This window comes from Bacteroides sp. AR20, assembly GCF_964250605.1.
GTDB classification, from domain to species: Bacteria; Bacteroidota; Bacteroidia; order Bacteroidales; family Bacteroidaceae; genus Bacteroides; species Bacteroides uniformis.
In genome coordinates, this window is sequence record NZ_CAXUGK010000006.1 from 83,423 (window position 1) to 107,496 (window position 24,074).

General features: G+C 48.8%; 20 protein-coding genes. 12 read left to right on the forward strand and 8 right to left on the reverse strand.

All coding sequences use genetic code 11. The annotated features are described in order from the left end of the window. Positions 1 to 24 precede the first annotated feature (24 nt). From ACESTD_RS05240 to ACESTD_RS05280, 9 genes are all read left to right on the forward strand, one after another. Positions 25 to 1,059, forward strand: coding sequence for a C1 family peptidase (locus ACESTD_RS05240; protein WP_195288558.1), 1,035 nt, complete (start codon positions 25 to 27; stop codon positions 1,057 to 1,059). Positions 1,060 to 1,688: 629 nt separating this feature from the next. Further along, positions 1,689 to 2,783 carry a tRNA 2-thiouridine(34) synthase MnmA gene (gene mnmA, locus ACESTD_RS05245; protein WP_195288557.1) on the forward strand — a complete coding sequence of 365 codons (1,095 nt, stop codon included), beginning with the start codon at positions 1,689 to 1,691 and terminating at the stop codon, positions 2,781 to 2,783. Continuing rightward, entirely contained in the window at positions 2,780 to 4,153 is a 1,374-nt protein-coding gene (locus tag ACESTD_RS05250) for a S8 family serine peptidase (protein ID WP_195288556.1), read from the forward strand. Before mnmA ends, ACESTD_RS05250 begins: the two co-directional genes overlap by 4 nt. 177 nt (positions 4,154 to 4,330) lie before the next feature. Then, complete coding sequence (xseA, locus tag ACESTD_RS05255) at positions 4,331 to 5,563, forward strand: exodeoxyribonuclease VII large subunit (RefSeq protein WP_195288573.1); 1,233 nt, start codon at positions 4,331 to 4,333, stop codon at positions 5,561 to 5,563. Positions 5,564 to 5,636: 73 nt separating this feature from the next. After that, complete coding sequence (locus ACESTD_RS05260; protein WP_117589003.1) at positions 5,637 to 6,035, forward strand: lipocalin family protein; 399 nt, start codon at positions 5,637 to 5,639, stop codon at positions 6,033 to 6,035. A gap of 12 nt (positions 6,036 to 6,047) precedes the next feature. After that, positions 6,048 to 6,263: an exodeoxyribonuclease VII small subunit gene (gene xseB / locus ACESTD_RS05265; protein WP_005829741.1), complete on the forward strand. Its 216-nt coding sequence runs from the start codon at positions 6,048 to 6,050 to the stop codon at positions 6,261 to 6,263. Between the two features lie 53 nt (positions 6,264 to 6,316). After that, complete coding sequence (locus ACESTD_RS05270; protein ID WP_005833410.1) at positions 6,317 to 7,336, forward strand: branched-chain amino acid aminotransferase; 1,020 nt, start codon at positions 6,317 to 6,319, stop codon at positions 7,334 to 7,336. Between the two features lie 162 nt (positions 7,337 to 7,498). After that, positions 7,499 to 8,257, forward strand: coding sequence for a tRNA (guanosine(46)-N7)-methyltransferase TrmB (gene trmB, locus ACESTD_RS05275; protein ID WP_195288555.1), 759 nt, complete (start codon positions 7,499 to 7,501; stop codon positions 8,255 to 8,257). Positions 8,258 to 8,331: 74 nt separating this feature from the next. Further along, positions 8,332 to 9,432, forward strand: a complete 1,101-nt coding sequence (locus ACESTD_RS05280; protein ID WP_005829749.1) for an Mrp/NBP35 family ATP-binding protein — start codon at positions 8,332 to 8,334, stop codon at positions 9,430 to 9,432. Between the two features lie 92 nt (positions 9,433 to 9,524). Here the strand turns inward: ACESTD_RS05280 and ACESTD_RS05285 are convergent, their stop codons facing one another. Both ACESTD_RS05285 and ACESTD_RS05290 read right to left on the reverse strand, forming a co-directional pair. Then, positions 9,525 to 11,345, reverse strand: coding sequence for a M56 family metallopeptidase (locus ACESTD_RS05285; RefSeq protein WP_005829752.1), 1,821 nt, complete (start codon positions 11,343 to 11,345; stop codon positions 9,525 to 9,527). 2 nt (positions 11,346 to 11,347) lie between these two features. Next, on the reverse strand, positions 11,348 to 11,710 hold the full coding sequence (locus ACESTD_RS05290) for a BlaI/MecI/CopY family transcriptional regulator (protein WP_005829755.1): 363 nt from the start codon (positions 11,708 to 11,710) through the stop codon (positions 11,348 to 11,350). Positions 11,711 to 11,999: 289 nt separating this feature from the next. On the opposite strand from ACESTD_RS05290, the gene ACESTD_RS05295 reads away from it, so the two are divergent. Then, positions 12,000 to 13,538 carry a Gfo/Idh/MocA family protein gene (locus ACESTD_RS05295; protein WP_005829763.1) on the forward strand — a complete coding sequence of 513 codons (1,539 nt, stop codon included), beginning with the start codon at positions 12,000 to 12,002 and terminating at the stop codon, positions 13,536 to 13,538. A 65-nt stretch (positions 13,539 to 13,603) separates the two neighbouring features. On the opposite strand, the gene ACESTD_RS05300 is transcribed toward ACESTD_RS05295, so the two are convergent. Continuing rightward, complete coding sequence (locus tag ACESTD_RS05300) at positions 13,604 to 15,505, reverse strand: TlpA family protein disulfide reductase (protein WP_373158711.1); 1,902 nt, start codon at positions 15,503 to 15,505, stop codon at positions 13,604 to 13,606. 146 nt (positions 15,506 to 15,651) lie between these two features. On the opposite strand from ACESTD_RS05300, the gene ACESTD_RS05305 reads away from it, so the two are divergent. After that, positions 15,652 to 16,719 (forward strand): SGNH/GDSL hydrolase family protein, encoded by a 1,068-nt coding sequence (locus tag ACESTD_RS05305; RefSeq protein ID WP_057087131.1) that lies wholly within the window; start codon positions 15,652 to 15,654, stop codon positions 16,717 to 16,719. 218 nt (positions 16,720 to 16,937) lie between these two features. Here the strand turns inward: ACESTD_RS05305 and ACESTD_RS05310 are convergent, their stop codons facing one another. The 5 genes from ACESTD_RS05310 to ACESTD_RS05330 form a co-directional block, all read right to left on the reverse strand. Beyond that, entirely contained in the window at positions 16,938 to 18,176 is a 1,239-nt protein-coding gene (locus ACESTD_RS05310; RefSeq protein ID WP_005829766.1) for an ABC transporter permease, read from the reverse strand. Further along, the gene (locus ACESTD_RS05315) at positions 18,176 to 19,354 is read right to left on the reverse strand and encodes an ABC transporter permease (RefSeq protein ID WP_009037852.1); all 1,179 of its coding nucleotides are present in this window, start codon (positions 19,352 to 19,354) and stop codon (positions 18,176 to 18,178) included. Before ACESTD_RS05315 ends, ACESTD_RS05310 begins: the two co-directional genes overlap by 1 nt. 27 nt (positions 19,355 to 19,381) lie before the next feature. Further along, on the reverse strand, positions 19,382 to 20,371 hold the full coding sequence (locus ACESTD_RS05320; RefSeq protein WP_151852958.1) for an HlyD family secretion protein: 990 nt from the start codon (positions 20,369 to 20,371) through the stop codon (positions 19,382 to 19,384). A gap of 45 nt (positions 20,372 to 20,416) precedes the next feature. After that, positions 20,417 to 21,883, reverse strand: coding sequence for a TolC family protein (locus ACESTD_RS05325; protein WP_008664221.1), 1,467 nt, complete (start codon positions 21,881 to 21,883; stop codon positions 20,417 to 20,419). 121 nt (positions 21,884 to 22,004) lie between these two features. Beyond that, the gene (locus ACESTD_RS05330; protein WP_005829777.1) at positions 22,005 to 22,883 is read right to left on the reverse strand and encodes a hypothetical protein; all 879 of its coding nucleotides are present in this window, start codon (positions 22,881 to 22,883) and stop codon (positions 22,005 to 22,007) included. A 230-nt stretch (positions 22,884 to 23,113) separates the two neighbouring features. Between ACESTD_RS05330 and mdh the strand changes: the two genes are divergently transcribed. Beyond that, positions 23,114 to 24,055 carry a malate dehydrogenase gene (gene mdh, locus ACESTD_RS05335; RefSeq protein WP_005829779.1) on the forward strand — a complete coding sequence of 314 codons (942 nt, stop codon included), beginning with the start codon at positions 23,114 to 23,116 and terminating at the stop codon, positions 24,053 to 24,055. The last annotated feature ends 19 nt before the right edge of the window (positions 24,056 to 24,074 follow it).

Genomic DNA, 24,074 nt, shown 5'->3' on the forward strand with positions numbered 1-24,074 from the left:
AGACGGTAATAACTAAGATTGCATATGAATAAATTACTTCCCCTCTTATGCCTTTCCCTCGCTCTGTCCGCCTGTTCACGTACGGAAAAGAGGTTGGAGGCGCATGTTTTCGTACCGGATGCAGTGTGTGCCCATACGCCGGCGCTGAACCAGGGCCGCACTTCTACCTGCTGGGCTTATGCTTCGGCCTCTCTGTTGGAGTCTGACTGGCTGGCGGGGCATCCCGGAGATACCGTGCGCCTGTCGCCTATGTACATGGTCAGGCAGAAATACTTGAATCAGTTTGATGCCTACTATTACTCTTGCGGCAGGGAAGAAATCAAGAATGGCGGACTGGGACATTCTTTCCTCCGTGTGCTGGAGGAAGACGGTGTGCTGCCGTTGGAAGCATATCGGGGGCGACGGCAGGGAAGCAAAAGGCATGACCACGGGGCTTTGCTGAAACAACTGAAGAAGCTGGCGGAGGAGACCGTGAAGCATTGCGACCTCCCCGGCTACAGAAAACGCGCTGTAGCCCTGCTGGACGAGCAGATGGGGGCGGTGCCCGATTCGTTTCTCTACCGTGGCAGGAGCTATACCGCCCGTTCGTTTGCCGACTCGCTTCGCTTCAAGACGGAGGATTATGTGCAGTTGACGAGCTTCACGCATCATCCTTTTTATACCCCTTTTATATTGGAAGTACCGGACAACTGGGAGCATCAGTGCTATTTCAACCTTCCGCTGGACGAGTTGGAGCAGGTGGTGCGCCGTGCTCTGTCTGCCGGCAAGACGGTGGCTTGGCATGGAGATGTGAGCGAAGATACTTTCAGTTCGCGTCAGGGAATGGCTCTTTGGACGCAGCATCCGGTGACACAGAAGATGCGGCAACATGAGTTCGAGCGTTTCCTTACCACAGACGACCACATGATGCACCTCATCGGCACGGCGCACGATGAGGCGGGACGCTTCTACTATCTCTTGAAGAATTCGTACGGAAGATATGGCGCCTACACAGGGCTGCTCTACATGTCCGAAGATTATTTCAGAGCGAAGGCTGTCTCGGTTCTGCTGAGGAAGTAATCCCCCTCCAATCTTTTCCGTTCATCGGTTTTTGCGATGAAACTGCTTTTACTCTGTGTCCGCTTTCCCGTTGAAGGTTCGGCAGCCGTCAATTGACAGCTGCCGGCTTCACTGCGGTAAAGGCGCGGCGACACTGCCAATCGGCTTCCGCATCACTGCCTCGCTTTAGTTGCATGACTCTCTCCCTTCATCCGCCTCACTCCCTCACTTCTGCAACATCACTGCACAACGGTTGCAGCGTCACTGCACAACGGTTGCAGCGTCACTGCAAAAGGGTTGCAGTGTCACTGCATAACAGTTGCAGCGTCACTGCAAATACGGTTGCAGTGCTACTGCAAAATGGATGCACTGTCTTTGCAGTGCTTGTCTGCTGATTCATAAATGGTTATGCCAAGGGGAAGGAATGTGCAATCAAAGACCGGTACGCAGTCGATAAGAAGATGCGGGAGCACCTGCGGGGCGAGGTAGCGCGAAGGAAAGGAGTTTCACCGCAAAAGCCGATGAATAGGAAGGTTGAGGGAGAAGGTGAAGGAGATGGAGGATGAAAATACATTTCTCTTTAGCGAAAAAGCTGTGTATTCTGCTTGAAAACGCGTACTTTTGCAGACTATATAAATGAATTGCAGAATATGAACAAACCCGGGAAGCGAGTATTGGTCGGCATGAGCGGAGGTATAGACAGTACCGCCACTTGTCTGATGCTGAGGGAGCAGGGCTATGAGATAATCGGTCTCACCATGTGGGTGTGGGGAGACGAACCGGTGGAAGCCCGTAGCCTTGCCGACAGTATGGGAATTGAGCACTATGTGGCGGATGAGCGCGATGCTTTCCGCCGGATTATCGTTCGGAACTTTATTGATGAGTATCGCCGGGGGCGTACTCCCAATCCTTGTGTGATGTGCAATCCATTGTTCAAGTTCCGCATCCTGACGGAGTGGGCGGACAGGCTGGGCTGTGCGTTCATCGCTACCGGGCACTACACCCGTCTGGAGGAGCGGAACGGGAAGACTTACATCGTTACCGGAGATGACGACAAGAAAGACCAGTCCTATTTCCTCTGGCGGCTGGGGCAGGAGGTGTTGAAGCGGTGCATCTTCCCGCTGGGGGCGTTCACCAAGATGCAGGTCCGCGGGTATCTTCGTGATAAAGGATATACGCTCAAGGCGGAAGAAGGGGAAAGTATGGAAGTCTGCTTCATCAAGGGCGACTACCGCGACTTCTTGCGCGAGCACTCTCCGGAGATAGACAGCGAGGTGGGGCCGGGATGGTTTGTCAATTCGGAAGGCGTCAAGCTGGGCGGGCACAAAGGATTCCCTTACTACACCATCGGGCAGAGGAAGGGGCTGGAGATTGCTTTGGGCAAACCTGCCTACGTGCTGAAAATCAATCCGCAGAAGAACACCGTGATGCTGGGCGATGCGGAGCAGTTGAAAGCCGGATACATGCTTGCCGAAGAGGAAAACCTGATTGATGAGGCGGAATTCTTTGGCAGTGAAGAGCTTACCGTGCGCATCCGCTACCGCAGCAAACCCATCCCTTGCACCGTGAAGCGCCTGGAGGACGGGCGTCTGCTGGTGCGCTTCTTGTCGGAGGCTTCTGCCATTGCTCCGGGACAGTCTGCCGTGTTCTACGTCGGCCGGCGTGTGGTTGGCGGCTCATTCATCGCTTCCCAACGGGGCATCGGGATGTATATTGCAGAAAATAATAAAAACACAGATATATGAGAAAACTCTTTTTCCTTCTACTTTTCATCTTGGCTGCTGTAGGCGCATCGGCGCAACAAGACACTTTGAAGTATCGCATCAGCCTGAAGGACAAGGCTGCCACCACGTATTCGCTGGAACATCCGGAAGCGTTCCTCTCTGAAAAGGCGATTGAGCGTCGCCTGAAGCAGAACCTTCCGATAGACTCGACAGACCTTCCGGTATGCCGTAAGTATGTGGATGAGATTCGCAGGCAAGGCGTGAAGATTGTCGTTACCGGCAAGTGGGAGAATTTTGTTACAGTATCCTGCAACGACTCTGCATTGGTGGAGCGCATTGCCGCCCTGCCTTTTGTCCGGGAGACGGAAAAGGTATGGATAGCTCCCGGAGGTGACGGGCCGTTCATGGCGACAGGGCGCGACTCTCTGATAAACCGCCCGAGCGTGCATCCCGACAGCATTTATGGACTGGCTGTCGACCAGATACGGCTGAGCAATGGCGATAAGCTGCACGAAGAAGGCTTCAAGGGGCAAGGAATGACGATTGCCGTTATCGACGCGGGCTTCCACAATGCCGACAAGATAACCGCCATGCAGAATATCCGCATCCTGGGTACGAAGGATTTTGTGAACCCCCAATCGGATATATTTGCCGAAAGCAGCCACGGCATGGCGGTGCTCTCGTGCATCGCCATGAACCGCCCCGGTGTCATGACCGGTACGGCTCCCGAAGCTTCTTTCTGGTTGCTGCGCAGCGAAGACGAATACTCCGAGCATCTGGTAGAGCAGGACTACTGGGCTGCGGCTGTGGAATATGCCGATAGTGTGGGAGTGGATGTACTCAATACTTCATTGGGATATTACGCTTTCGATGATAAATCCAAGAATTATAAGCTCCGCAATCTGGATGGGCACCATGCGCTGATGTCACGTCAGGCATCGCGCATAGCCGATAAGGGCATGATATTGGTATGCAGTGCCGGAAATTCGGGCGCCGGTTCTTGGAAGAAGATTACGCCTCCGGGCGATGCCGAGAATGTGTTGACGGTGGGAGCTGTCGACAAGGAAGCTGTCCTGGCTCCTTTCTCGTCTGTAGGGAATACGGCAGACCATCGGATAAAGCCGGATATTGTAGCCGTCGGGCTGGGTGCCGACGTGATACGCACGGACGGCAACCAGGGAAGGGCGAACGGTACCTCTTTTGCCTCACCCATTATGTGCGGCATGGTGGCCTGCTTGTGGCAGGCTTGCCCCGAACTTACGGCAAAAGAAGTGATGGAATTGGTGCGCCGTTCCGGTGACCGTGCCGATTTTCCCGATAACATCTACGGCTATGGCGTGCCCGATATGTGGAAGGCGTATCAGGATTATCAGCCCGAAAGAAACAAATAACGGGAACTTCTGTTGGTTTGCCAATAGTGTATTGTCACTTTATCACGAATAAAGTGTTACTTTACTGCGGATAAAGCATTACTTTACTGCGGATAAAGTACTGCTTTACCGCGGATAAAGTGCCACTTTATTACGGATAAAATTTTATAAAGTTGTAACTGATTGAATGATAGCAATATGGAAGCCTTGTCTTTACATGAGTTGAATGCCCTTGTGCGTCGCAGTCTGGAGCAGTGTCTCCCCGATGTGTTTTGGGTGCAGGCGGAGTTGAGCGATGTGCGTACCAACAGTACGGGGCATTGCTATCTGGAATTTGTGCAGAAAGACCCTCGCAGCAACAGCCTGATAGCTAAGGCGAGAGGAACAATCTGGGCAAATGTGTTCCGCCTGCTGAAGCCCTATTTTGAGGAAGCCACGGGGCAGGCGTTTGTTTCGGGCATCAAAGTGCTGGTGCAGGTCACCGTCAGCTTCCACGAACTTTATGGTTATAGCCTTACGGTGCAGGACATAGACCCCACCTATACCTTGGGCGATATGGCACGCCGCCGCAGGGAGATACTGAAACAGCTCGAGGAAGAGGGGGTGCTCACCCTCAATAAGGAACTCGAGATGCCCCGCCTGCCGCAACGTATTGCCGTCATATCCTCACCGACGGCGGCGGGCTATGGTGACTTCTGTCATCAGCTGGAAAACAACTCCCGGGGTTTCTACTTTTATACGGAACTGTTTCCTGCCCTGATGCAGGGTGACCGTGTGGAGGAGTCTGTCCTCTCTGCTCTCGACCGGGTAAATGCACGCTTGTCCGAGTTTGATGTGGTTGTCATTATTCGTGGTGGAGGCGCCACGTCCGACTTATCCGGTTTCGATACTTACCTGCTTGCTGCTGCTTGTGCACAGTTTCCGTTGCCTATCATAACGGGCATCGGTCACGAGCGGGATGACACGGTGCTGGATTCTGTGGCACATACCCGTGTAAAGACCCCTACGGCGGCTGCCGAATTCTTAATAGAGTCCATGGACAGCGCTGCTGATGAACTGGAAATGCTTGCTTCTCGCTTGCATGAGGGTGTCAGGAATCTGTTGCAGCAGGAACAGCGCAGACTCTCTGGTTACAAGAACCGGATTCCTTCTGCCGCATACCATCGTATATCCGATGCAAAAATGGCTTTGCTGACTGTGCGGAAAGATGTGGTGCAGGCTGTGACTTCCTCTTTGTTCCGCCATCGCCATCGCATGGAATTGTTGCAACAACGATTGGCAGATGCTTCACCGGAAAAGTTGTTGGCTCGCGGTTACAGCATTACGTTGAAAGATGGGAAAGTAGTGAAGAATGCAGATGAACTGCAGGAGAATGATATGATAACAACCCGTCTGCAGAATGGTGAAGTGGTTTCAATAGTACATATTTAACTCTCATTCATGCAGTGTTTTGCAAATCTCTGTATTTTATGAATATTGCTTAAATCATTTAAAATGAACAAAGATGAAAACACAAAATTTGTTTTTTATGCTGATACTGATAAGTATGGCATTTAGTTTTATTTCATGTACGGATGAGGATGATAAGGTCGAAATTCCTCAACTGGTAGGTAAGTGGATTGTGAAAGAACCAGTCCTGCAGGACGATTTTGTGACCTGCTATACGTTTAATGCAGACAAGACCTATGAAGTTTATACCGGAAGCCCGTTATCTAACGGAGTCCCTTTTCGTGGAACTTATGTCATAAGTCTTGATGAAAAATTGATTACGTTGTATGATAAAGAGGGACATTATACTGAACAATATCATATTTTGAAACTGACGTCCAAGGATATGAAGTGGGAGAACGCATCGCCCAAAGACGGGAATTCTGACAAACGGCTTGAGAAGTACAACGATTAATTAATTTCAATTATGCCGGTAACCAAGAAAAAAGAGACCTACTCCGAAGCCATGGCACGTTTGGAGAAAATTGTCAGCCAGATAGACAACAACGAACTGGAGATAGATGTGCTTGCTGAAAAAATAAAGGAAGCAAACGGAATTATAGCATTTTGCAGCGATAAATTGACCAAAGCTGACAAGGAAATTGAAAAATTACTGTCGGAGAAGTGGGAATCTGAAGAATAAAAGCTATTTTTGTTGCAAAATGTACGTAATAGAAGTAACTAATACTTTGAGATATGAAAGAACTTGATTGGGCTAATCTGCCGTTCGGATATATGAAGACAGATTACAATGTGAGAATTTACTATCGTAACGAACAATGGGGCGAACTGGAAGTTTGCAGTGAGGAAACCATTCCTATGCACATGGCTGCCACTTGTTTGCACTACGGTCAGGAAGCGTTTGAGGGTTTGAAGGCTTTTCGTGGCAAAGACGGTAAAGTGCGTATCTTCCGTTTGGAGGAGAATGCAGCCCGCCTGCAATCCACTTGCCGTGGCATCTTGATGCCGGAACTTTCTACGGAGCGTTTCAAAGAAGCTATTCTGAAGGTGGTGAAGCTGAACGAGCGTTTCATTCCGCCTTATGAATCGGGTGCTTCTCTGTATATCCGTCCGTTGCTGGTGGGTACCGGTGCACAAGTAGGCGTACATCCTGCCAGCGAATATCTGTTTGTGGTGTTCGTGACCCCGGTAGGTCCTTACTTTAAGGGTGGATTCTCAACCAATCCGTATGTCATTATCCGCGAATTCGACCGTGCTGCCCCATTGGGTACCGGTATTTATAAAGTAGGTGGTAACTATGCAGCCAGCTTGCGTGCCAACAAGAAAGCGCACGATTTGGGTTATGCCTGTGAGTTCTATCTGGATGCCAAGGAAAAGAAATACATGGACGAATGTGGTGCTGCCAACTTCTTCGGCATCAAGGACAATACGTATATCACTCCGAAGTCCACTTCCATCCTGCCCTCCATCACCAACAAGAGCCTGATGCAGCTGGCAGAGGATATGGGCATGAAGGTGGAGCGCCGTCCGGTTCCCGAAGAAGAGTTGCTGACTTTCGAGGAAGCGGGTGCCTGCGGTACGGCTGCCGTTATCAGCCCCATCGAACGTATTGACGACGTAGAGAACGGCAAGTCATACGTTATCTCCAAGGATGGAAAACCGGGACCGGTATGTACGAAGCTCTACAACAAGCTGCGTGCCATCCAGTATGGTGACGAGCCGGATACTCACGGGTGGGTGACGATTGTTGAATAATACGGTGATGGCAATGTCTATCGTATAAGACTTGCCGGGACTTTGTTTTTTATACTTTTAGGCACGGATTGCGCGGAAAGCACGGATGGATTGAAGAGAGACCGTGAAAATCCGTGTAATCCGTGCCTAAAATAATATGTTTTATGTTTCAATGCTTCTTAAATGGGAAAGAACAAGTTAGAGAAGTTTGCCGATATGGCGAGTTATCCGCATGTTTTCGAGTATCCGTATTCCGCGGTGGATAATGTGCCGTTTGACATGAAAGAGAACTGGCACGGGCGGTTTTTCAAGAACGACCATCCCATTGTCCTGGAACTGGGCTGTGGTAGGGGAGAATATACTGTCGGATTGGGACGCATGTTTCCCGAAAAGAACTTCATCGGAGTGGATATAAAGGGTGCCCGCATGTGGACGGGAGCCACCGAGTCGCTGGAGTCGGGCATGAAGAATGTGGCCTTTCTGCGTACGAATATCGAAATCATCGACCGCTTTTTTGCTACAGATGAGGTGAGCGAAATCTGGCTCACTTTCTCGGACCCGCAGATGAAGAAGGCGACCAAAAGGCTTACTTCCACTTATTTCATGGAGTGCTACCGCAAGTTCCTGAAGAATGACGGCATAGTCCATCTGAAGACGGACAGCAACTTCATGTTTACCTATACCCGGTACATGATTGAAAGAAACCGGCTGCCGGTGGATGTGATGACGGAAGACTTGTACCACTCCGGCATGGCTGATGAGATACTCAGCATCAAGACCTATTATGAACAACAATGGCTGGATCGTGGTTTGAATATCAAGTACATCAAGTTCCATCTTCCGCAAGAGGGCGAGTTGCAGGAGCCGGATGTGGAGATAGAGCTGGATGAGTACCGCAGTTATAACCGTAGTAAGCGTAGTGGACTACAAACCAGTAAATGATGCGAATCAGTGGTTAAAAATACTACTGATTCGCATAAAAATAGTAAATAGTAAATCGTCAAATAGTACATACAATGACATTATATCCAAAATTAATCCTTGATGCATTGGCAACAGTGCGTTATCCCGGCACCGGAAAGAATCTTGTTGAGGCTGAGATGGTGGCCGATAACATGCGGATTGACGGGATGAAGGTCAGCTTCTCGTTGACATTCGAGAAACCGACTGATCCGTTCATGAAGTCAATGGTGAAGGCTGCCGAGACAGCTATACATACGTATGTCTCTCCCGAGGTGGAGGTTGTGATTACGACTGAAAGCCGTCAGGCGGCACGTCCGGAAGTGGGTAAGCTATTACCCCAGGTGAAGAATGTTATCGGAGTGTCTTCCGGAAAAGGTGGGGTAGGTAAGTCCACGGTTGCTGCCAACCTTGCCGTGTCTTTGGCAAAGTTGGGTTATAAAGTAGGTCTGCTGGATGCTGATATCTTCGGGCCTTCTGTTCCAAAGATGTTCCAAGTGGAAGATGCCCGTCCGGTGGCAGAGAACATTGGTGGACGTGACTTGATTGTTCCGATAGAGAAGTATGGCATCAAGTTGCTTTCCATCGGTTTCTTTGTAGACCCCGACCAGGCCACTTTGTGGCGGGGAGGTATGGCAAGCAATGCCTTGAAGCAGCTGATTGGTGATGCCGATTGGGGAGAACTGGATTATTTCCTTATCGACCTTCCTCCCGGAACGAGCGACATTCACTTGACAGTGGTGCAGACTTTGGCACTGACAGGAGCTATCGTTGTTAGCACGCCGCAGGCTGTGGCGCTGGCAGATGCCCGCAAAGGCATCAATATGTTTACCAATGATAAGGTGAATGTGCCCATTCTCGGTTTGGTGGAGAACATGGCTTGGTTCACGCCTGCCGAATTGCCGGAAAACAAGTATTATATCTTTGGGAAAGAAGGCGCAAAGAGACTGGCTGAGAAAATGAACGTACCCTTGCTGGGACAAATTCCTATCGTGCAGAGTATCTGCGAGAGCGGTGATAAGGGGACTCCGGTTGCTTTGGATGAGAATACGGTGACCGGGCGCGCTTTCCTGCAACTGGCTGCTGCCGTAGTCCGTCAGGTAGACCGCAGAAATATGGAAATGGCGCCGACACGGATTGTGGAAGTGCATAAATAAACATGGATATTTTCCTTATGAAAAAGGAGCAGTTACCCGGCGACGGGTAACTGCTCCTTTTTCATTTAGACTTGTTTAGAGAGAAAATTAGTTTATTTAGTTGGAGTAACAGTGGCATTCTGGACAGCAGGGCTTTTCTCCGGTTCTTGCAGACGGAACATGATGGGGACTGTATATTTTACGTTTACAGCTTGTCCTCTTTGCATGCCGGGCTTCCACTTGGGCATGATAGTAGTCAGACGGATTGCTTCAGCGTCTAGCAGTGGGTCGGCACCACGGATTACTCTGGGGCAGATGATGTTCCCTTCTTTATCCACTATAAACTGTATGACCACTCTTCCCTGAATCTTAGCTTTTTGTGCGGCTACCGGATATTTGATATTTTTGCCTATGAATTCCATCATTGCGGACATGCCGCCGGGATATTCCGGCATTTTTTCTACGACTTCGAAAACGGTTACTTCCTCCGGGTAGGTTGCCTCTTCGGGAGCATAACCCACTACCACCATTTCATCTATTTTGCTTTCAATGGGAGCATACTTAACCTGTGTATTGTTTTCCGTCAGACGGAACATCACGGGAACTGTATATTTTACCCGCACGGCTTCTCCTTTTTGTGTGCCGGGTTTCCATTTGGGCATGGCACTGATTACGCGTACGGCTTCTTTATTCAATTCCGGGTCAATGCCGCGCAGTATTTTTACATTGGTAATACTGCCATCCTTCTCCACTACAAATTGCACGGTAGCCCGTCCTTGCGTACCTTTCTTCATGGCTGCTTCCGGATATTTGATGTTCTTGCTCAAGTATTCCATTAGTGCAGACATGCCTCCGTCGGGGAATTCGGGCATGTGTTCCACTACCTCAAAAATCGGATTGTCGAGAGTATCCTTATCCACTACCTTTCCTTTGTAAGTCACTGTTTTCGTATCTTGTTCCGGTAGGGGAGCTACTTGAGGGGCTTGAACTTCCGGTACCGCTTGTCCGGTTTTGGCGTCTACAGCCTCTATGACTTCCGCTGCAATCTTCTTTGTGGTACGTGCCACTGCTTCGATATTGCTGACAATCATAAGTAAGGCCGCTAAAGGAAGGAACATCAGATATTTGGTCCTTCCTATTTCTTTTGTTCTCTTTTTGTTCATCATTTTGATGCGTTTTTTTAAAGGTAAAACATTGAAACTGTTATAGATAGTTGCTGCAGCCTTTTGATGTGACAATCCTAGCAGATGGTACTGGTAGGTTTTGGAGTCATAGCCGTTCTCCAATACGCGGGCATCGGCCATATATTCCAGATTGGTGCGGATTTCCCGTTTCATGAGCCAGGCAAAGGGATTGCACCAGCAAAAAATGCACACCAGTTCACTGATGATGACATCAATGGAGTGCCATTGCCGGGCGTGTGTCTGCTCATGGGTCAATATTTCGTTGAATTCCTCTTCCGTATGCGAGGACGGATGGATAAAAATCCAGTGGAAAAAGGAGAAAGGCCCGTCTGCTTTGGGAAGCAGATGTATATTTGTGTTGCCTATTTGTACCTTGCGGCATCGGCATGCCAGGTGGATGATGCCCGCCAGTTGCATGATGAGGCGTATCATCAGCAATGCCACTATTCCCCAATAGGCGATATTGGCATATTCTGAAAGGATGCTTTTCCAGTCGGTAGGAGCCGCTTCGGTGCCTATTGTGAGTTCCGGTAGCACAACGCTGGCATAGAGGTCTGCCATGGCCACCATCGGTTCCTGCTCCGTAATCCACGTTTGTATGTTCAGCAGAGGTACGGCGGCAGAAACGGCAAAGAAGCAGAGCAGTGCGGTTCTGCGCCAGCCGAAAAACGTGTCTTTGTAGAAGAACAGCCGATAGAATGCATAAAACAGTACTATCGCTACATTCACTTTCAGAAAATAGGCTAACATGTTTACTCCTTTCCTTTCTCTATCATGTCTATAATGTCTTTCAGGTCATTGGCCGAAATCTTCTGGTCTTTGGCGAAGAACGAAACCATTTCCTTATAAGAATTTTCAAAGTAGTTGCGCACAAAACCGCTCATAAAGGTACGTTTGTATTCGCTTTCGCGTATAAGCGGGGTATACTGGTAAGTGTTGCCTACACGTGCGGCACGGATATACTGCTTGCGCTCCAGGTTTTTCACAATAGATGCTACAGTTGTGTAGGGAGGCGCCGGTTTGGGATATTTGGCAACAATGTCTTTTACGAAGCAACTGCCCAGTTCCCAAATGTACAACATTGCTTCTTCTTCTTGTATCGTTAACTTTTCCATGGATAAAGTATTTAAATGAATTCAATGCAAATCTACGAATATTTCGTAAGCTAACATCAAACAGTGAGTTAATTAATCTAAATGTTCCTGCTGTGTGTATATTCTTTTGCCAGATTGAAAAGAACATGGCTGTTGATAATCTTCTTTTGGCTAAGATTGTCTATCTTTGCAGAAGAAGCGAAGACTGGCGGCACCTCAGCATAAAAAATGAACGGGTTCATTTTATTCTGCATTCGGTTTGCGCTGTCTTTGTTGCAATGAATTCTTTTACCTTAAATAAAGCAGAAATATGGGAACAGTTAAATCGTTGTTGCTGGGAATGTGCTTCGTATTGGGTGCATGCACAAGCCAGACTTCTACTGTGCAAACCACAGAGAAGGGAACTCAATGGGAATGGCAGAATGGTACCATTGTTGTCAAAACTCCCGAGCGTCCGGCAGGACAGAAGAGTGTATTGGGACTGACTACTCCGAAGTTGGAGGCAGTCCGTGTGGGTTTTGTTGGTTTGGGTATGCGTGGCCCCGGAGCAGTGGAGCGTTTCACTTATATTCCGGGTACGCAGGTAGTGGCTCTTTGTGATTATGAAGAGGCCCGTGCAGATAAATGTCAGGAGCTCTTGAAGAAGGCATCCATGCCCAAAGCCGCCGTCTATTCCGGTGACAAAGGATACGAGGAACTCTGCAAACGTGATGATATAGATTTGGTTTATATTGCTGCAGACTGGCTGCATCACTTCCCCGTTGCCAAGTGTGCGTTGGAGAATGGAAAGAATGTAGCGATAGAAGTGCCTTCGGCCATGAATCTGCAGGAATGCTGGGATTTGATTAACTTGAGTGAATCTACCCGTAAGCATTGCTTCATTCTGGAGAACTGCTGCTATGACTGGTTCGAGATGAATACGCTGAACATGGCGCAGCATGGCGTGTTCGGTGAAGTTATCCGTGCGCAGGGTGCTTATATACATAATTTGAGCCCGTTTTGGGACCATTATTGGAAGAATGGAGAAAATGACAAGCTGGGCTGGCGTTTGGACTACAACATGAAGCATCGTGGTGACGTGTATGCCACCCATGGCCTTGGCCCGGTGGCGCAAGCACTGGATATTCACCGTGGTGACCGTATGGAAACGTTGGTAGCCATGGATACCAAGTCTGTAGTGGGCAAGGAGCTGGTAGAAAAAAGAACCGGCGAGGAGTGCAAGGAATTCCGTAACGGTGACCATACCACGACCATGATTCGTACAGCCAATGGAAAGGTGATTGAGATTCAGCACAATGTAATGACACCACAGCCTTATAACCGTTTGTATCAGCTTACGGGTACCAAGGGATTCGCCAACAAATATCCGGTAGAAGGGTATGCGCTTGACGCTGACCAGCTGAGTGCATCGGGCGTTCAGCCCAAAGTGGATGATTTGAATTCACACGGTTTCCTGCCGGAGACGGAGATGGAGGCACTCGTGGAGAAATACCAGCATCCCATTTTAAAGAAGTACGGTGAGATGGCGAAGGAAGTAGGAGGTCATGGTGGCATGGACTTCGTGATGGACAGCCGTCTGGTATATTGCCTGCAAAACGGTCTTCCTTTGGATATGGATGTATACGACCTTGCTGAGTGGTGCTGCCTTGCAGAATTGGGAGAACTTTCTATGGACAACGGTTGTGCGGCTGTGGCATTCCCCGATTTCACCCGTGGTGAATGGAATGTGGTGAAGGGCTACAAGCATGCATATGCAACTCCGGAAGAGGAAGCGGCTGCTATGGAGAAGGCAAAGGCATTTACTGCTAAACTGAAAGAGCAGGGAGCCAAGGAATGGGCTGAAAAGTAATAGCGGTATACTGATAAAACAAAAAACAGCAGGTGATAAGCCTGCTGTTTTTTTTTATCAGTTTGTCATTTAGTCACTTTCAGCAACTCTTCCTTCATCTTCTCCACTCCCGGAAAGCCGGTTTGTCTGAACGTGGTGTTTCCTTCGCGGTCTACAATCAGATAAGTCGGTACCCCTTCTATCTTGAATGCATCCGATAGGTATTTCCATTGGGCATCTGTCAGACGGAAATGTTCGCCGTGGATGTCGGGAATCATATTCTCCCAGGTCTTCAAGGGGGAGGTTTCACCGGTGATGTACAGATATACAATGTCCTTACCTTTCAGTTCCTCCTTCATGGGGACCATCATCTTGTTTGCCATACGGCATGGACCGCACCAGGTGGCCCAGAAATCTACTAACAATACTTTTCCTTTGAATTTGCTGATGATGGAAGTAAACAACTCTTCGTTGTTGACGTTGGCGTCCACTTGGTTGATGGTGTAACCCGTCTTTTTCTTGTTGGCTTCGAGTTGTGCAAGCAACTCGTCATTGGCGGCAGTCAGCATTTCGCGGTATGCGGCGGGCATGGCGGCAACGGTTGCCTTTTGTTCGTCGGTGAGCGGGGTGAAGTTCTTGATACCCCGGTAGAGGGTGACATTACGGGCTATATCGAAGAAGATACCTTTGTCGGTTCCCCAGGCTTTGGCTAATTCTCCACTCCGTTCTACATTTCTTGAAGCCATTTGTACATACTGGTTGGACAAGACTGCCTGCGGCACATTCAATATGCTCATATCTTCGTCGGACACGTAGTTGGCGGGTACTTTCCGGGAAAGTTCCTGATAGTAGTTGTTTGCTTCCTCCCGTTTGATGAGATTGGCTTGTAGGGCAGCCGATGTCAAGATGCTGGCAACGGAAGACAGCATGGCATTTGTAATCAGTTTGTTATTGATAGTCAAAAGTTGTCGGGTAGAAGCACTACAAGGCAACTTGTCTATTGCTTCTTGTGTTTCGTCGGATATTTGAAGTACGTATGCTTTGGCTGCATCAATATCCTTGCCAGCCAGTGCAGCTATGTTTTGATAGAGCTTGTCTTGCATGTCGATGCTGAGGTGGTTTCCGTTCAACTCTTGTGCCACGGTTTCCAGCGGTCCGTTGATATATACCATTTCTCCATAGGGTTTCCCTTCGCTGTGGAATTTAGACTTGCGCCGGGAAGCTTCGCGTAGATTGACGTATATTTCTGTTGTCTTGCCGGGTTCCATGAAGAACTGGAGCATATGCTCTCTACCCAAATATATGGTACATGGGGTAGTGCCGGGCAATGTTACTTCTTTGGTGAAACTGCCGTCAGGCTGGATGTCGAGTGGTATGTCCGTGATGTCTCCTTTGATATTCTCCCACACGGCAATACTGATTGGCATTCCCATATTGGGGCGTGAATCCAGGAGTTTTCCTTTCAGCATGGCTTTTCCGTATTGGATGACCGGTTCGGGAAGTTCGGCATTAGGGTCGGCTTTGTGTACTACGGCGTTCTGGGGAAGTGCCAGTTCCGGCAGTTTCTTGCTTTTCAGTTGTATTCCCCAGATGCTGAATCCGTTTTCCACCTTTTCGCCTTCGGTGAAGTCGAAGGAGGTAGCATTGTCGGATAGGGGAGGAAAGACCAACTGGAATTCCGCTTCGCCCGATTCGGGCATCCAAAATTCTTTACCTGGTATGATGCCTATACCGGAACGTAGTTGGTAGGTTTCTCCGTTATTGTCTGTCAGGTAGCTGTCGGGTGCAATCTGTATCCAGTACTTGGGACGATACTTGGCATAGATATGGAGCACGGTTGCCGTGTCACTGATGACTACTTTACTCACTTCGATGGAAGTCGTGTTTCTTACGATAAACGGTGGTTGGTCAATCACACGGTTTTTGGCTTGCAGGGTACAGCAGATGCACAGTAGGAAGCCTGCTAAGAGTAAATGAATGTGTCTCATATAAATTGTTTTTTGCGAAATTACGAATGTTTCGTAAAGAAACAAGCATGTGGGAGTTAATTGATGTAAAATACTTCCATTTCTTCGTTTTTCAAAGAAACCTTGTATCTTTGCCATCTGATACTTAACACTTAATATCTTGTCATATGAGAACCAGAATTCTTTTGATGGGCTTGTTGTTGGCCGCTGTTGCCAATGCCCAGACTATCTATCATGATGCTTCCGCCTTCCCCCTTCTGGGCAAAGCAACAGAATCTACCCTTACCCGCTATGAGCGTCTGCCGGACTCTCTGCAGAACATCTCCCGCAAGCCGTTGTGGGACTTAGGCCGCAACAGTGCCGGACTCGCCGTGCGCTTCCGTTCCAACTCTACAAGCATTTCTGCCAAATGGGAAGTAAGGAACAATATGAGTATGAACCACATGACACCGACCGGCATTAAAGGCCTCGACCTCTACTGCTTGCAAGACGGCAAGTGGATATTTGCCGGTAGCGGACGTCCGCAGGGCAAAATCAATAAGGCGACTATCGTAAGCAATATGTTGCCCGAGGAGCGCGAATACCTTTTGTACCTTTCTTTATATGATGGGGTTACCTCGCTTTCCATCGGCGTGGATTCTTTATCCGCCATTACCCTGCCGGCAGTAGACTTACCGAAACGTGAGAAGCCGGTGGTATTCTATGGTACCAGCATCTTGCAGGGAGGCTGCGCTTCCCGTCCCGGCATGGCGCATACCAATATTCTGGAACGTTGGCTCAATCGTGAGTGCATCAATCTGGGATTTAGCGGCAATGCCTTGCTCGACCTGGAGATTGCCGATGTCATAGCCGGTGTGGACGCTTCTATGTTTGTCCTCGACTTTGTGCCCAATGCTACCGTGGAGCAAATGAGAGAGCGTGCCGATAAATTCTATACCACTATCCGCAGCAAGCATCCCGATACGCCTGTCCTTTTCGTGGAAGACCCTCTCTTTACCCACTCTCCTTTTGACACCAGGATTGCCAAGGAGGTAAAGGACAAGAATGAGACATTGAATGCCTTTTTCCGTTCTTTGAAGCAACGTGGAGAGAAAAACATCTATTTCCTTGCTTCCCGTGACATCATCGGCCACGACGGGGAGGCTACAGTAGACGGCATTCATTTTACCGATTTGGGCTTTATGAGGTATGCTGAGATACTTTACCCGATATTGGAGAAACACATGCGACCGTAATTAGGTATTACAGCCGTTTGTCTGTTTGCTGCCTTGCCGATGCTGTAGGGCAACTATTTGTTTCCTTTAACAAAACAGTCTGTTTCCTATAAGGGAACAGACTGTTTCAATATGGTGAACAAACTGTTTTTATATATTGGAACAAATTGTTCTGATACGCTGAAACAAAGTGTTCAAACGCATGTGAACACTTTGTTTCGTAGGCTTGGAACAATGTGTTACGCTTCTATACTCTTATGCTTCTTATACTCTTCAATCACATGTTTCCTGCTCTGCAATATCTGCCAGCGATATACCAGGCACGTGGTGATGAAGTAGAAGCCCGTTTGTATCCATAGTGCCTGGTACTCGAAAGAGACTTCATTGAGTGTGGCTCCCATGCTGTTGATGCGTACGTAGCCGTTGATGCCGAAGGTAGAAGGGAAGATGTACGAGAAGTACTTCCAGAAAGCGGGCATAGCAGCTCCCGGCCATGAAATGCCGGAGAGGAACAGCAGCGGCACGGAGGTGAACACGAACAGCAGCATGCACGTTTCGCGGTTGCGGATGGCAATGGATGCTGTCATGGCAAAGAAAATACAAGCGGCCAGGTAGGGCAGGGTGAACAGAGTCAGGACACCGGGTATCGCTATTTGGTTGAGGCTGAAAAGCCATGGAACCACACACAGTATATATACCGATACCAGTGAATATACCATGAAGTAGCTCAGCCCTTTTCCCATCACAATGCGTAGTGTGCCGTTGTAGTGGCGGTTGATAGGCACCAGGTCGCGGAAGCGGTTCTGCTCGCGTGCCGTCCCGGCAGACAAGCCGATGCCGAGTAGCAGCGTTTGCTGGATAATCAATACCAATACTGCCGGAATCAGGAAAGCGGCAAATCCGTTGGTTGGATTATAGAGGGCGACATCCTCATACTCTATCGGGTAGGCGGTAATCTCGTCCTGGCGGTCGGTGGTATTGGCGCTTCGCTCCACTTTGATGTCTGCGTTCATGGCAAGCGACACGTTGGTGTTGGCAGTCAGCAAGGCTTTGTAATACAGCAGTCCGCTCATGTCGCAGAAGATGCTGACCTGCGTTTGCTTACCGCGTACAATGTCGTCGCTGAAGGTGGAGGGGATGTAGATAATACCGTATGCCCTGCGGTCCTTCAACATCAGTTTGGCTTCTTCCATATCAGCGCAGTAGCTCACGAGGCTCACTTCGGGACTGGAGTCCACTTTCCGCAGGTATTCGCGGCTCAACGAGGAGCGTGAGTCATCCACCACGACAGTGGGCACTTCGTGGATAGTTTCGTTGGTATAGATGAAAGCGTATATCAACGGATAGACCAACGGAACGAGCACGAAGAAGATGAGCACGCCCTGGTCGCGGAAGGTGGTGCCGAATTCCCGTTTCCATATATAGAACAAGTCATGAATGCCTTGTATCACTTTCTGTCTGAACGTCAGGTCTTTCATTAGGGCATGTATTTATAGTAAACCAACGCTCCTTTCAGCCTATGGGCTATAAGGAACGGGAGCATCATGAAAATAAGCAGCGCTACGTAGTTGACCCACGAGTAAATCATGGGGTATCCATTCAGTGCCTGGTCCACATAAATCAGGAAATAGTGGCGCAGGGGGAACAGATTTGCCAATGCCTGCAATACGGGGTGCATGCCCATGGCAGGGAATGACAATCCGCACATGGAGAAAGAGAGTACGCCCCATAGGGAAGCGAAACTGAGTCCCAGACGCAGGGTAGGCAGGGTTCCTATCATCAATATTCCCATGCCTTGCGATGCCAGCACCAGGCAAAGGGTGGCAAGCAGCATCGGCAGGATGCCGCTGTTGCAGGGAAAATGGAGGAAACCGTAGAGGTATACATTATATAATATTCCCATCAGGAAGAAGATGGCGGTATGCGGCAGCAGTTTGCCGGCAAGGGAAATCCAGATGGAGTTGTTGCCCATGCGCAGCCATTCGCGGGCGGTGCGGTCTTTTATCTCGACTCCGATGGAATAGACGGTTACCATGAAGATAAGCAGCATCAATACGCCCGGTGCAAAGGTGTTGCACAGATATACGGAGTAGTTCAGCCACGGGTTATTGAGTGGATGCGTATCTATGACGATGGGTTGGAGGAAGGCCATCGCTTGTTCCTCGGTAGCTCCTTTGGCATATAGGGTGCTACGTGCTGCGGCACCGGATGCCAATTCGCTCATCATCTTCATATCCTTGAAGAGGAGTGAACCTGCGATGAGCAGGGTATTGTTTGTATAGAAAGAGAGTTTGGGCTGCCGTCCGGCCTGCGCTTTGGCAGAGGTACCTTCGGGAATGTAGAAGAAACCGTAAATCTCTCCGCGCTGCATGGCGGTACGGGCTTCGTTGATGGTAGGGTAGCGGGCGACGACGGCTGTCTGCTCAAAAGCGTCCAAGTTACGTATCAGCTGGCGTGAAGTGGCACTCATGTCTTGGTCCACCACACCTACGGGCATGTCCGTAGGAAGCCCGGAGTCCATCAGCGTGGTGAAGAATATGTAGCAGAACAACGGTGCTATCACCATACAGAACAGATAGAGCGGGCGGGAAACAAGACGGCGGCATTCGCGTCTTGCTACATTCCACAAAGCCGTATGTTTCTTATTTCTTTCCATCATCCTCTCCAATAACTCATAACTCCTTTACTTCTTCAATACAACACTCATTCCCGGACGCAGTCCTTCCACCTTCTCTTGCGGAGCGGCTTTTACTTCGAATGTTTTCAGGTCGAACTGGCCGGTAGTCTTGGTCGCTTTCCAGGCGGCATATGTGCCGAGGTCTTTCATATAGTACACTTTCAGGCGGATATTCTTATCGAGTGCAGGGATGAACGCCTCGAATTCGGTATTCATACCCAACCCTTGCAGCAAGTCCTCGCGTACATTGAAGGTTATCCACATATCGTCCAGAATGGCGATGTTCATAATGGGAGCACCCGTGCCCACGAGCTCGCCTACTTTGGGGAATATCTCGGATACCTCACCGGCAGTCTGTGCAATCAGGTAAGTTTCCTTGATGTACGATTCAACTTCGGCCACAGCTCCTTTGGCACGTTCCACCAAGGCAGCGGCAGCGGCTTTGTCCTCGCGTTCCGCACCGTTCTTGGCCATATCATACTGGGCTTTGGCGGCTTTCTCCGTAGCCCGGGCTGCATTGCGTTGGGCGGTAACTTCGTCAAGCTTTTGTGTAGACATCACGCCTTGGTCGTGCAGGTTCTTCACACGCGTGTAGGATTTTTCGGTAATTTCCAGTCCGGCCAGTGCCTTTTGCCACATTTCATAGGCAGCTTGTATCTGTTCCCGACGGGCGCCTTTCAGAGCTTTTTCGTTCTGGGCTTGGGCTACCGATTCGGCGGCGCGTGCTTGTTCCAGTTTGGCCTGCACGTCCGGAGCCTCCAAAATGGCAAGGGTGTCTCCGGCTTGTACGCTTTGTCCCTCTTTTACACGAAATTCCAGAATACGTCCCGGCACTTTGCTCGATACTCGATACTCCGTTACTTCTGCTTGTCCTTGCACAATTTCCGGCCCTTTACGCAACATGAAGAAACCTACAAGGGCAACGATGGCAATCACTCCCGTCAGCGTGAGGAATGCCAACAACATGTTACTGTTTTGTGATTTTGTATCCAACATATTATTTACTATTTGACTGTTTACTATTTACGATTGAAGAAACTATCAATTATCAATTGTCAATTCCCCCGTTGCCTTTCTCAGATAGATTTCCGTCAGTTTTACGTCAATCTGTGCGTCTATCTTTTCCGATTGGGCAGAAAGCCATGCGGTGTGCGCTTCGAGCACATTGCTGGCAGGTATAACGCCTTCCTCAAAGCCAAGTGTGGCGTATCTCAGGTTCTCGTTGGCTTTTTCCAGGTTCTTTTCGGCCATGGTCAGTTTCTTGGCAGCTTCGTTCACTTGGAAAGCCGACTGGTTGACCTGCAGCTCTATCTTTTCTTTGGCGTCATCCAACTGGTATTGGGCGATGCGTGCTTCCGATTTGGCTGCTTTTACTTTATAGATGCCTTCGCCCCAGTGCCAGATGGGTACCGACACCATGACACCCACATTCCACATCCCCTTGAACTTTTTCTCGAAACTGTTGAAGACGGAAGGGTTGGTTGCCATATAGCTGCCCATTAGTGCTATGGAAGGAAGATATTCCGAACGGGTGACATTTACTTTCTGCTTATAAATCTGCGTGGCAAGTTCCAGGCTACGCACTTCGGGACGGGTAGCATAAACATTGTTGATGTCGATGGCACCGTTTTCCGGAGTAGTGGGAGCCAGGTCTTCCTTCTGTTCGTCTGTGAGCATGACGGGAGTGGAAAGGTCGAGACCACACAATTGGCACAGCAGCATCCGGGCAAGGCTCAGGCCATCGGTTACTTTGGTCAGGGTCATTTCGGCCTCATTCACTTTTACTTTGATGGAGAGTCCGTCTGCTTTGGTGGCAACGCCTTCGGCAATCATTTTGTCAACGTCGCTGTCGAGCTTCTGCAGTAGTTTCAGATAACCTTCTGCCAGCTTCTTTTTATGGGCAAGGGACACTACCTGCCAATATGCCTGGTCTGTACTCAGGATTACTTCCTGCATACCGGTGTTGTGCTGCTGGCGGGCCAGCTCTTCGGCGTATTTGGTAATTTTGTTGTAGGCACGTATCTTGCCGCCCATATATAGGGGTTGGGTCAAGGTCAGTGCGCCCGCATACATGTTGCGGGTGTCTGTACGAAAGGCGTCAACCAAGGATTGGCCTGCACCGTCGAGGGCACCTACCAGGCTTTGTCCTAAAGCCGGCAATTGGCCTGCCAGTTCTGGATGAAGCTGTGCGATGACTTGGGCAGCCTGCTGTAACGGTCCGCTGAGACTTGTACCCAATCCGGACAAGGCTCCTTTCTGAGCGTCGCTGAGGATGGACAACTCTTTTTGACTGCGCATATATCCGCCGCTGGCCGAAATGTTGGGAAGGTAATTAGTAAATGCCGCTTTCCTTTGATAGTGGGCAGCGTTGATTTTTTCCTGGCTTATCAGCAGTTCTTTGTTGTTGGAGATTGCCAATGCACGGCAACTATCCAAGCTTAATGCTTCCTGGGCCTTCATGGGGAAGGATAGGTATGCCAAACAGATGAAACAGAAGAACTTTTTCATTGGGCTATACATTAATTAAGGTGATGAATCTGTTGTTTATACAGCAACAATAATTGCATAAACAACGATGCAAATGTATAGGCTTTCAATGATATTGCAAAATAATTTAGATTTTTTTGTATTAATTCAAGCTGAATGATTGCGAACCGATAAGGGTACCGTCAGCAAAAATGTCTACGCGGTAGGTGCCTGCATAGAGGTATTCTTCTACATCCCAATATACGGTGACGGCTTGCTCTTCTCCGTTGTATTCTATATACTTCTTGATGGAATATACCAGTTCCCGGTTCTCGTATGGGAAGGTGTTCGAGGAACTTTTGGTCAGCACGTCATTGTCCGGTTTGGTGATGCGGATGTAGAGGGTACGTTCGCCGGTCTCTGCAGTGATGTTTTTCACGATGGAGAAGTTTATTTTGAACTTCACGATGTCTTTCACCTTCTTGGCAGTCTTGCCGCGTTTGTTTGTGGGCTGCACAGAGATGTTGGTGGCGTCCAGTTGGGCGGCAAGTGTCACGGTCTTGGTCAGGTTCTTCTTCTCTTCGGACAAGTTGCTGATTTGCCGGGAAGCGGCGTTGTACTTCTTGGTGACATCGGCTATGATTTCCTTCTGTTGAGCAGTCAGGCGGTTCAGCGAGTCAATCTGGTTGATATAGCCTATCATGACTTTGCGGAGAGAGGCCAGTTCCTTCTTCAGACGGCGTATCTCGGTGGCATTGCTGCTCTTCACGGTGCGGAGTTCTTCCAATAAACGTTGGGTCTTCAATTGTTCCTGCTCTAAGAGTACGGAGAGGGAGTCGTTGGAGACTGTCAACTTCAGTTCGTCATATTGTCTGGCGAAGTCTGTGTATTGATTTTCAAGGTCTTCTTTATCCAGATTGAATTCCATCACCAGTTCCTTGTTGGTTTGTTTTTCGGAAATCAGCAGAATGGTAACTCCTATTAATAATAAGATAAGGAGGCTGCCTGCCACGATGAGAAGTGTATTCTTCTTAACTGCCATTTTTGATAATGATTAATGGTTAAGTGATTAATGGTTGGTGGCTGATTATTCGTCCTACATTCATTAATCGTCCGCAAAATTAATCATTAATCATTAATCATCGTCCACTAATCATTGGCTAAATGTGTATTTAACTAAAATTATTACGGAAATATTTCTCTAATTACGAAGTTCGCTGTACTTTTGCGTCATCTTTAAAGAACACTTATAAACAAAAAACTTTAGAAATTATGTCAAAAGTAACCGTAGTAGGTGCAGGTAACGTAGGTGCTACATGCGCTAATGTGTTAGCCTTTAATGAAGTGGCTGACGAAGTGGTAATGCTGGACGTGAAAGAAGGCGTTTCAGAAGGTAAGGCAATGGATATGATGCAGACTGCTCAACTGCTGGGCTTCGACACCACTGTTGTAGGTTGTACCAACGATTATGAGAAGACTGCCAACTCCGACGTTGTAGTGATTACTTCCGGTATTCCCCGTAAACCGGGTATGACTCGTGAAGAATTGATCGGTGTTAATGCAGGTATCGTTAAGTCGGTTGCACAGAACATCTTGAAATATTCTCCGAATGCTATCCTTGTGGTTATCTCCAACCCGATGGATACCATGACTTATCTGTCATTGAAGTCTCTGGGCTTGCCGAAGAACCGTATCATCGGTATGGGTGGTGCTTTGGACAGCTCTCGTTTCAAATATTTCTTGTCTCAGGCTTTGGGCTGCAACGCCAACGAAGTGGAAGGCATGGTTATCGGTGGTCACGGTGATACTACCATGATTCCGTTGGCTCGTCTGGCTACTTACAAAGGACAGCCGGTAAGCACACTGCTGAGCGAAGAAAAACTGAACGAAGTGGTAGCTTCTACTATGGTAGGTGGTGCTACACTGACTAAGTTGCTGGGTACTTCTGCATGGTATGCTCCGGGTGCGGCAGGCGCTTATGTCGTTGAGTCTATCATCCACAACCAGAAGAAGATGATTCCTTGTTCAGTATATCTGGAAGGAGAATACGGTGAATCAGACATCTGTATCGGTGTTCCCGTAATCCTTGGCAAGAACGGTATCGAGAAAATCGTTGAACTGGAACTGACTGCTGACGAAAAAGCTAAATTTGCTGCCAGCGCTGCTGCCGTTCACAAGACAAATGCCGCTTTGAAGGAAGTAGGTGCTCTCTAATTGAGGGTAACTTAAAATG

Coding starts and splice junctions, on each gene's coding strand:
- ACESTD_RS05240 (WP_195288558.1), top strand. CDS start 25: ATGAATAAATTACTTCCCCTCTTATGCCTTTCCCTCGCTCTGTCCGCC.
- mnmA (WP_195288557.1), top strand. CDS start 1,689: ATGAACAAACCCGGGAAGCGAGTATTGGTCGGCATGAGCGGAGGTATA.
- ACESTD_RS05250 (WP_195288556.1), top strand. CDS start 2,780: ATGAGAAAACTCTTTTTCCTTCTACTTTTCATCTTGGCTGCTGTAGGC.
- xseA (WP_195288573.1), top strand. CDS start 4,331: ATGGAAGCCTTGTCTTTACATGAGTTGAATGCCCTTGTGCGTCGCAGT.
- ACESTD_RS05260 (WP_117589003.1), top strand. CDS start 5,637: ATGAAAACACAAAATTTGTTTTTTATGCTGATACTGATAAGTATGGCA.
- xseB (WP_005829741.1), top strand. CDS start 6,048: ATGCCGGTAACCAAGAAAAAAGAGACCTACTCCGAAGCCATGGCACGT.
- ACESTD_RS05270 (WP_005833410.1), top strand. CDS start 6,317: ATGAAAGAACTTGATTGGGCTAATCTGCCGTTCGGATATATGAAGACA.
- trmB (WP_195288555.1), top strand. CDS start 7,499: ATGGGAAAGAACAAGTTAGAGAAGTTTGCCGATATGGCGAGTTATCCG.
- ACESTD_RS05280 (WP_005829749.1), top strand. CDS start 8,332: ATGACATTATATCCAAAATTAATCCTTGATGCATTGGCAACAGTGCGT.
- ACESTD_RS05285 (WP_005829752.1), bottom strand. CDS start 11,345: ATGTTAGCCTATTTTCTGAAAGTGAATGTAGCGATAGTACTGTTTTAT.
- ACESTD_RS05290 (WP_005829755.1), bottom strand. CDS start 11,710: ATGGAAAAGTTAACGATACAAGAAGAAGAAGCAATGTTGTACATTTGG.
- ACESTD_RS05295 (WP_005829763.1), top strand. CDS start 12,000: ATGGGAACAGTTAAATCGTTGTTGCTGGGAATGTGCTTCGTATTGGGT.
- ACESTD_RS05300 (WP_373158711.1), bottom strand. CDS start 15,505: ATGAGACACATTCATTTACTCTTAGCAGGCTTCCTACTGTGCATCTGC.
- ACESTD_RS05305 (WP_057087131.1), top strand. CDS start 15,652: ATGAGAACCAGAATTCTTTTGATGGGCTTGTTGTTGGCCGCTGTTGCC.
- ACESTD_RS05310 (WP_005829766.1), bottom strand. CDS start 18,176: ATGAAAGACCTGACGTTCAGACAGAAAGTGATACAAGGCATTCATGAC.
- ACESTD_RS05315 (WP_009037852.1), bottom strand. CDS start 19,354: ATGGAAAGAAATAAGAAACATACGGCTTTGTGGAATGTAGCAAGACGC.
- ACESTD_RS05320 (WP_151852958.1), bottom strand. CDS start 20,371: ATGTTGGATACAAAATCACAAAACAGTAACATGTTGTTGGCATTCCTC.
- ACESTD_RS05325 (WP_008664221.1), bottom strand. CDS start 21,883: ATGAAAAAGTTCTTCTGTTTCATCTGTTTGGCATACCTATCCTTCCCC.
- ACESTD_RS05330 (WP_005829777.1), bottom strand. CDS start 22,883: ATGGCAGTTAAGAAGAATACACTTCTCATCGTGGCAGGCAGCCTCCTT.
- mdh (WP_005829779.1), top strand. CDS start 23,114: ATGTCAAAAGTAACCGTAGTAGGTGCAGGTAACGTAGGTGCTACATGC.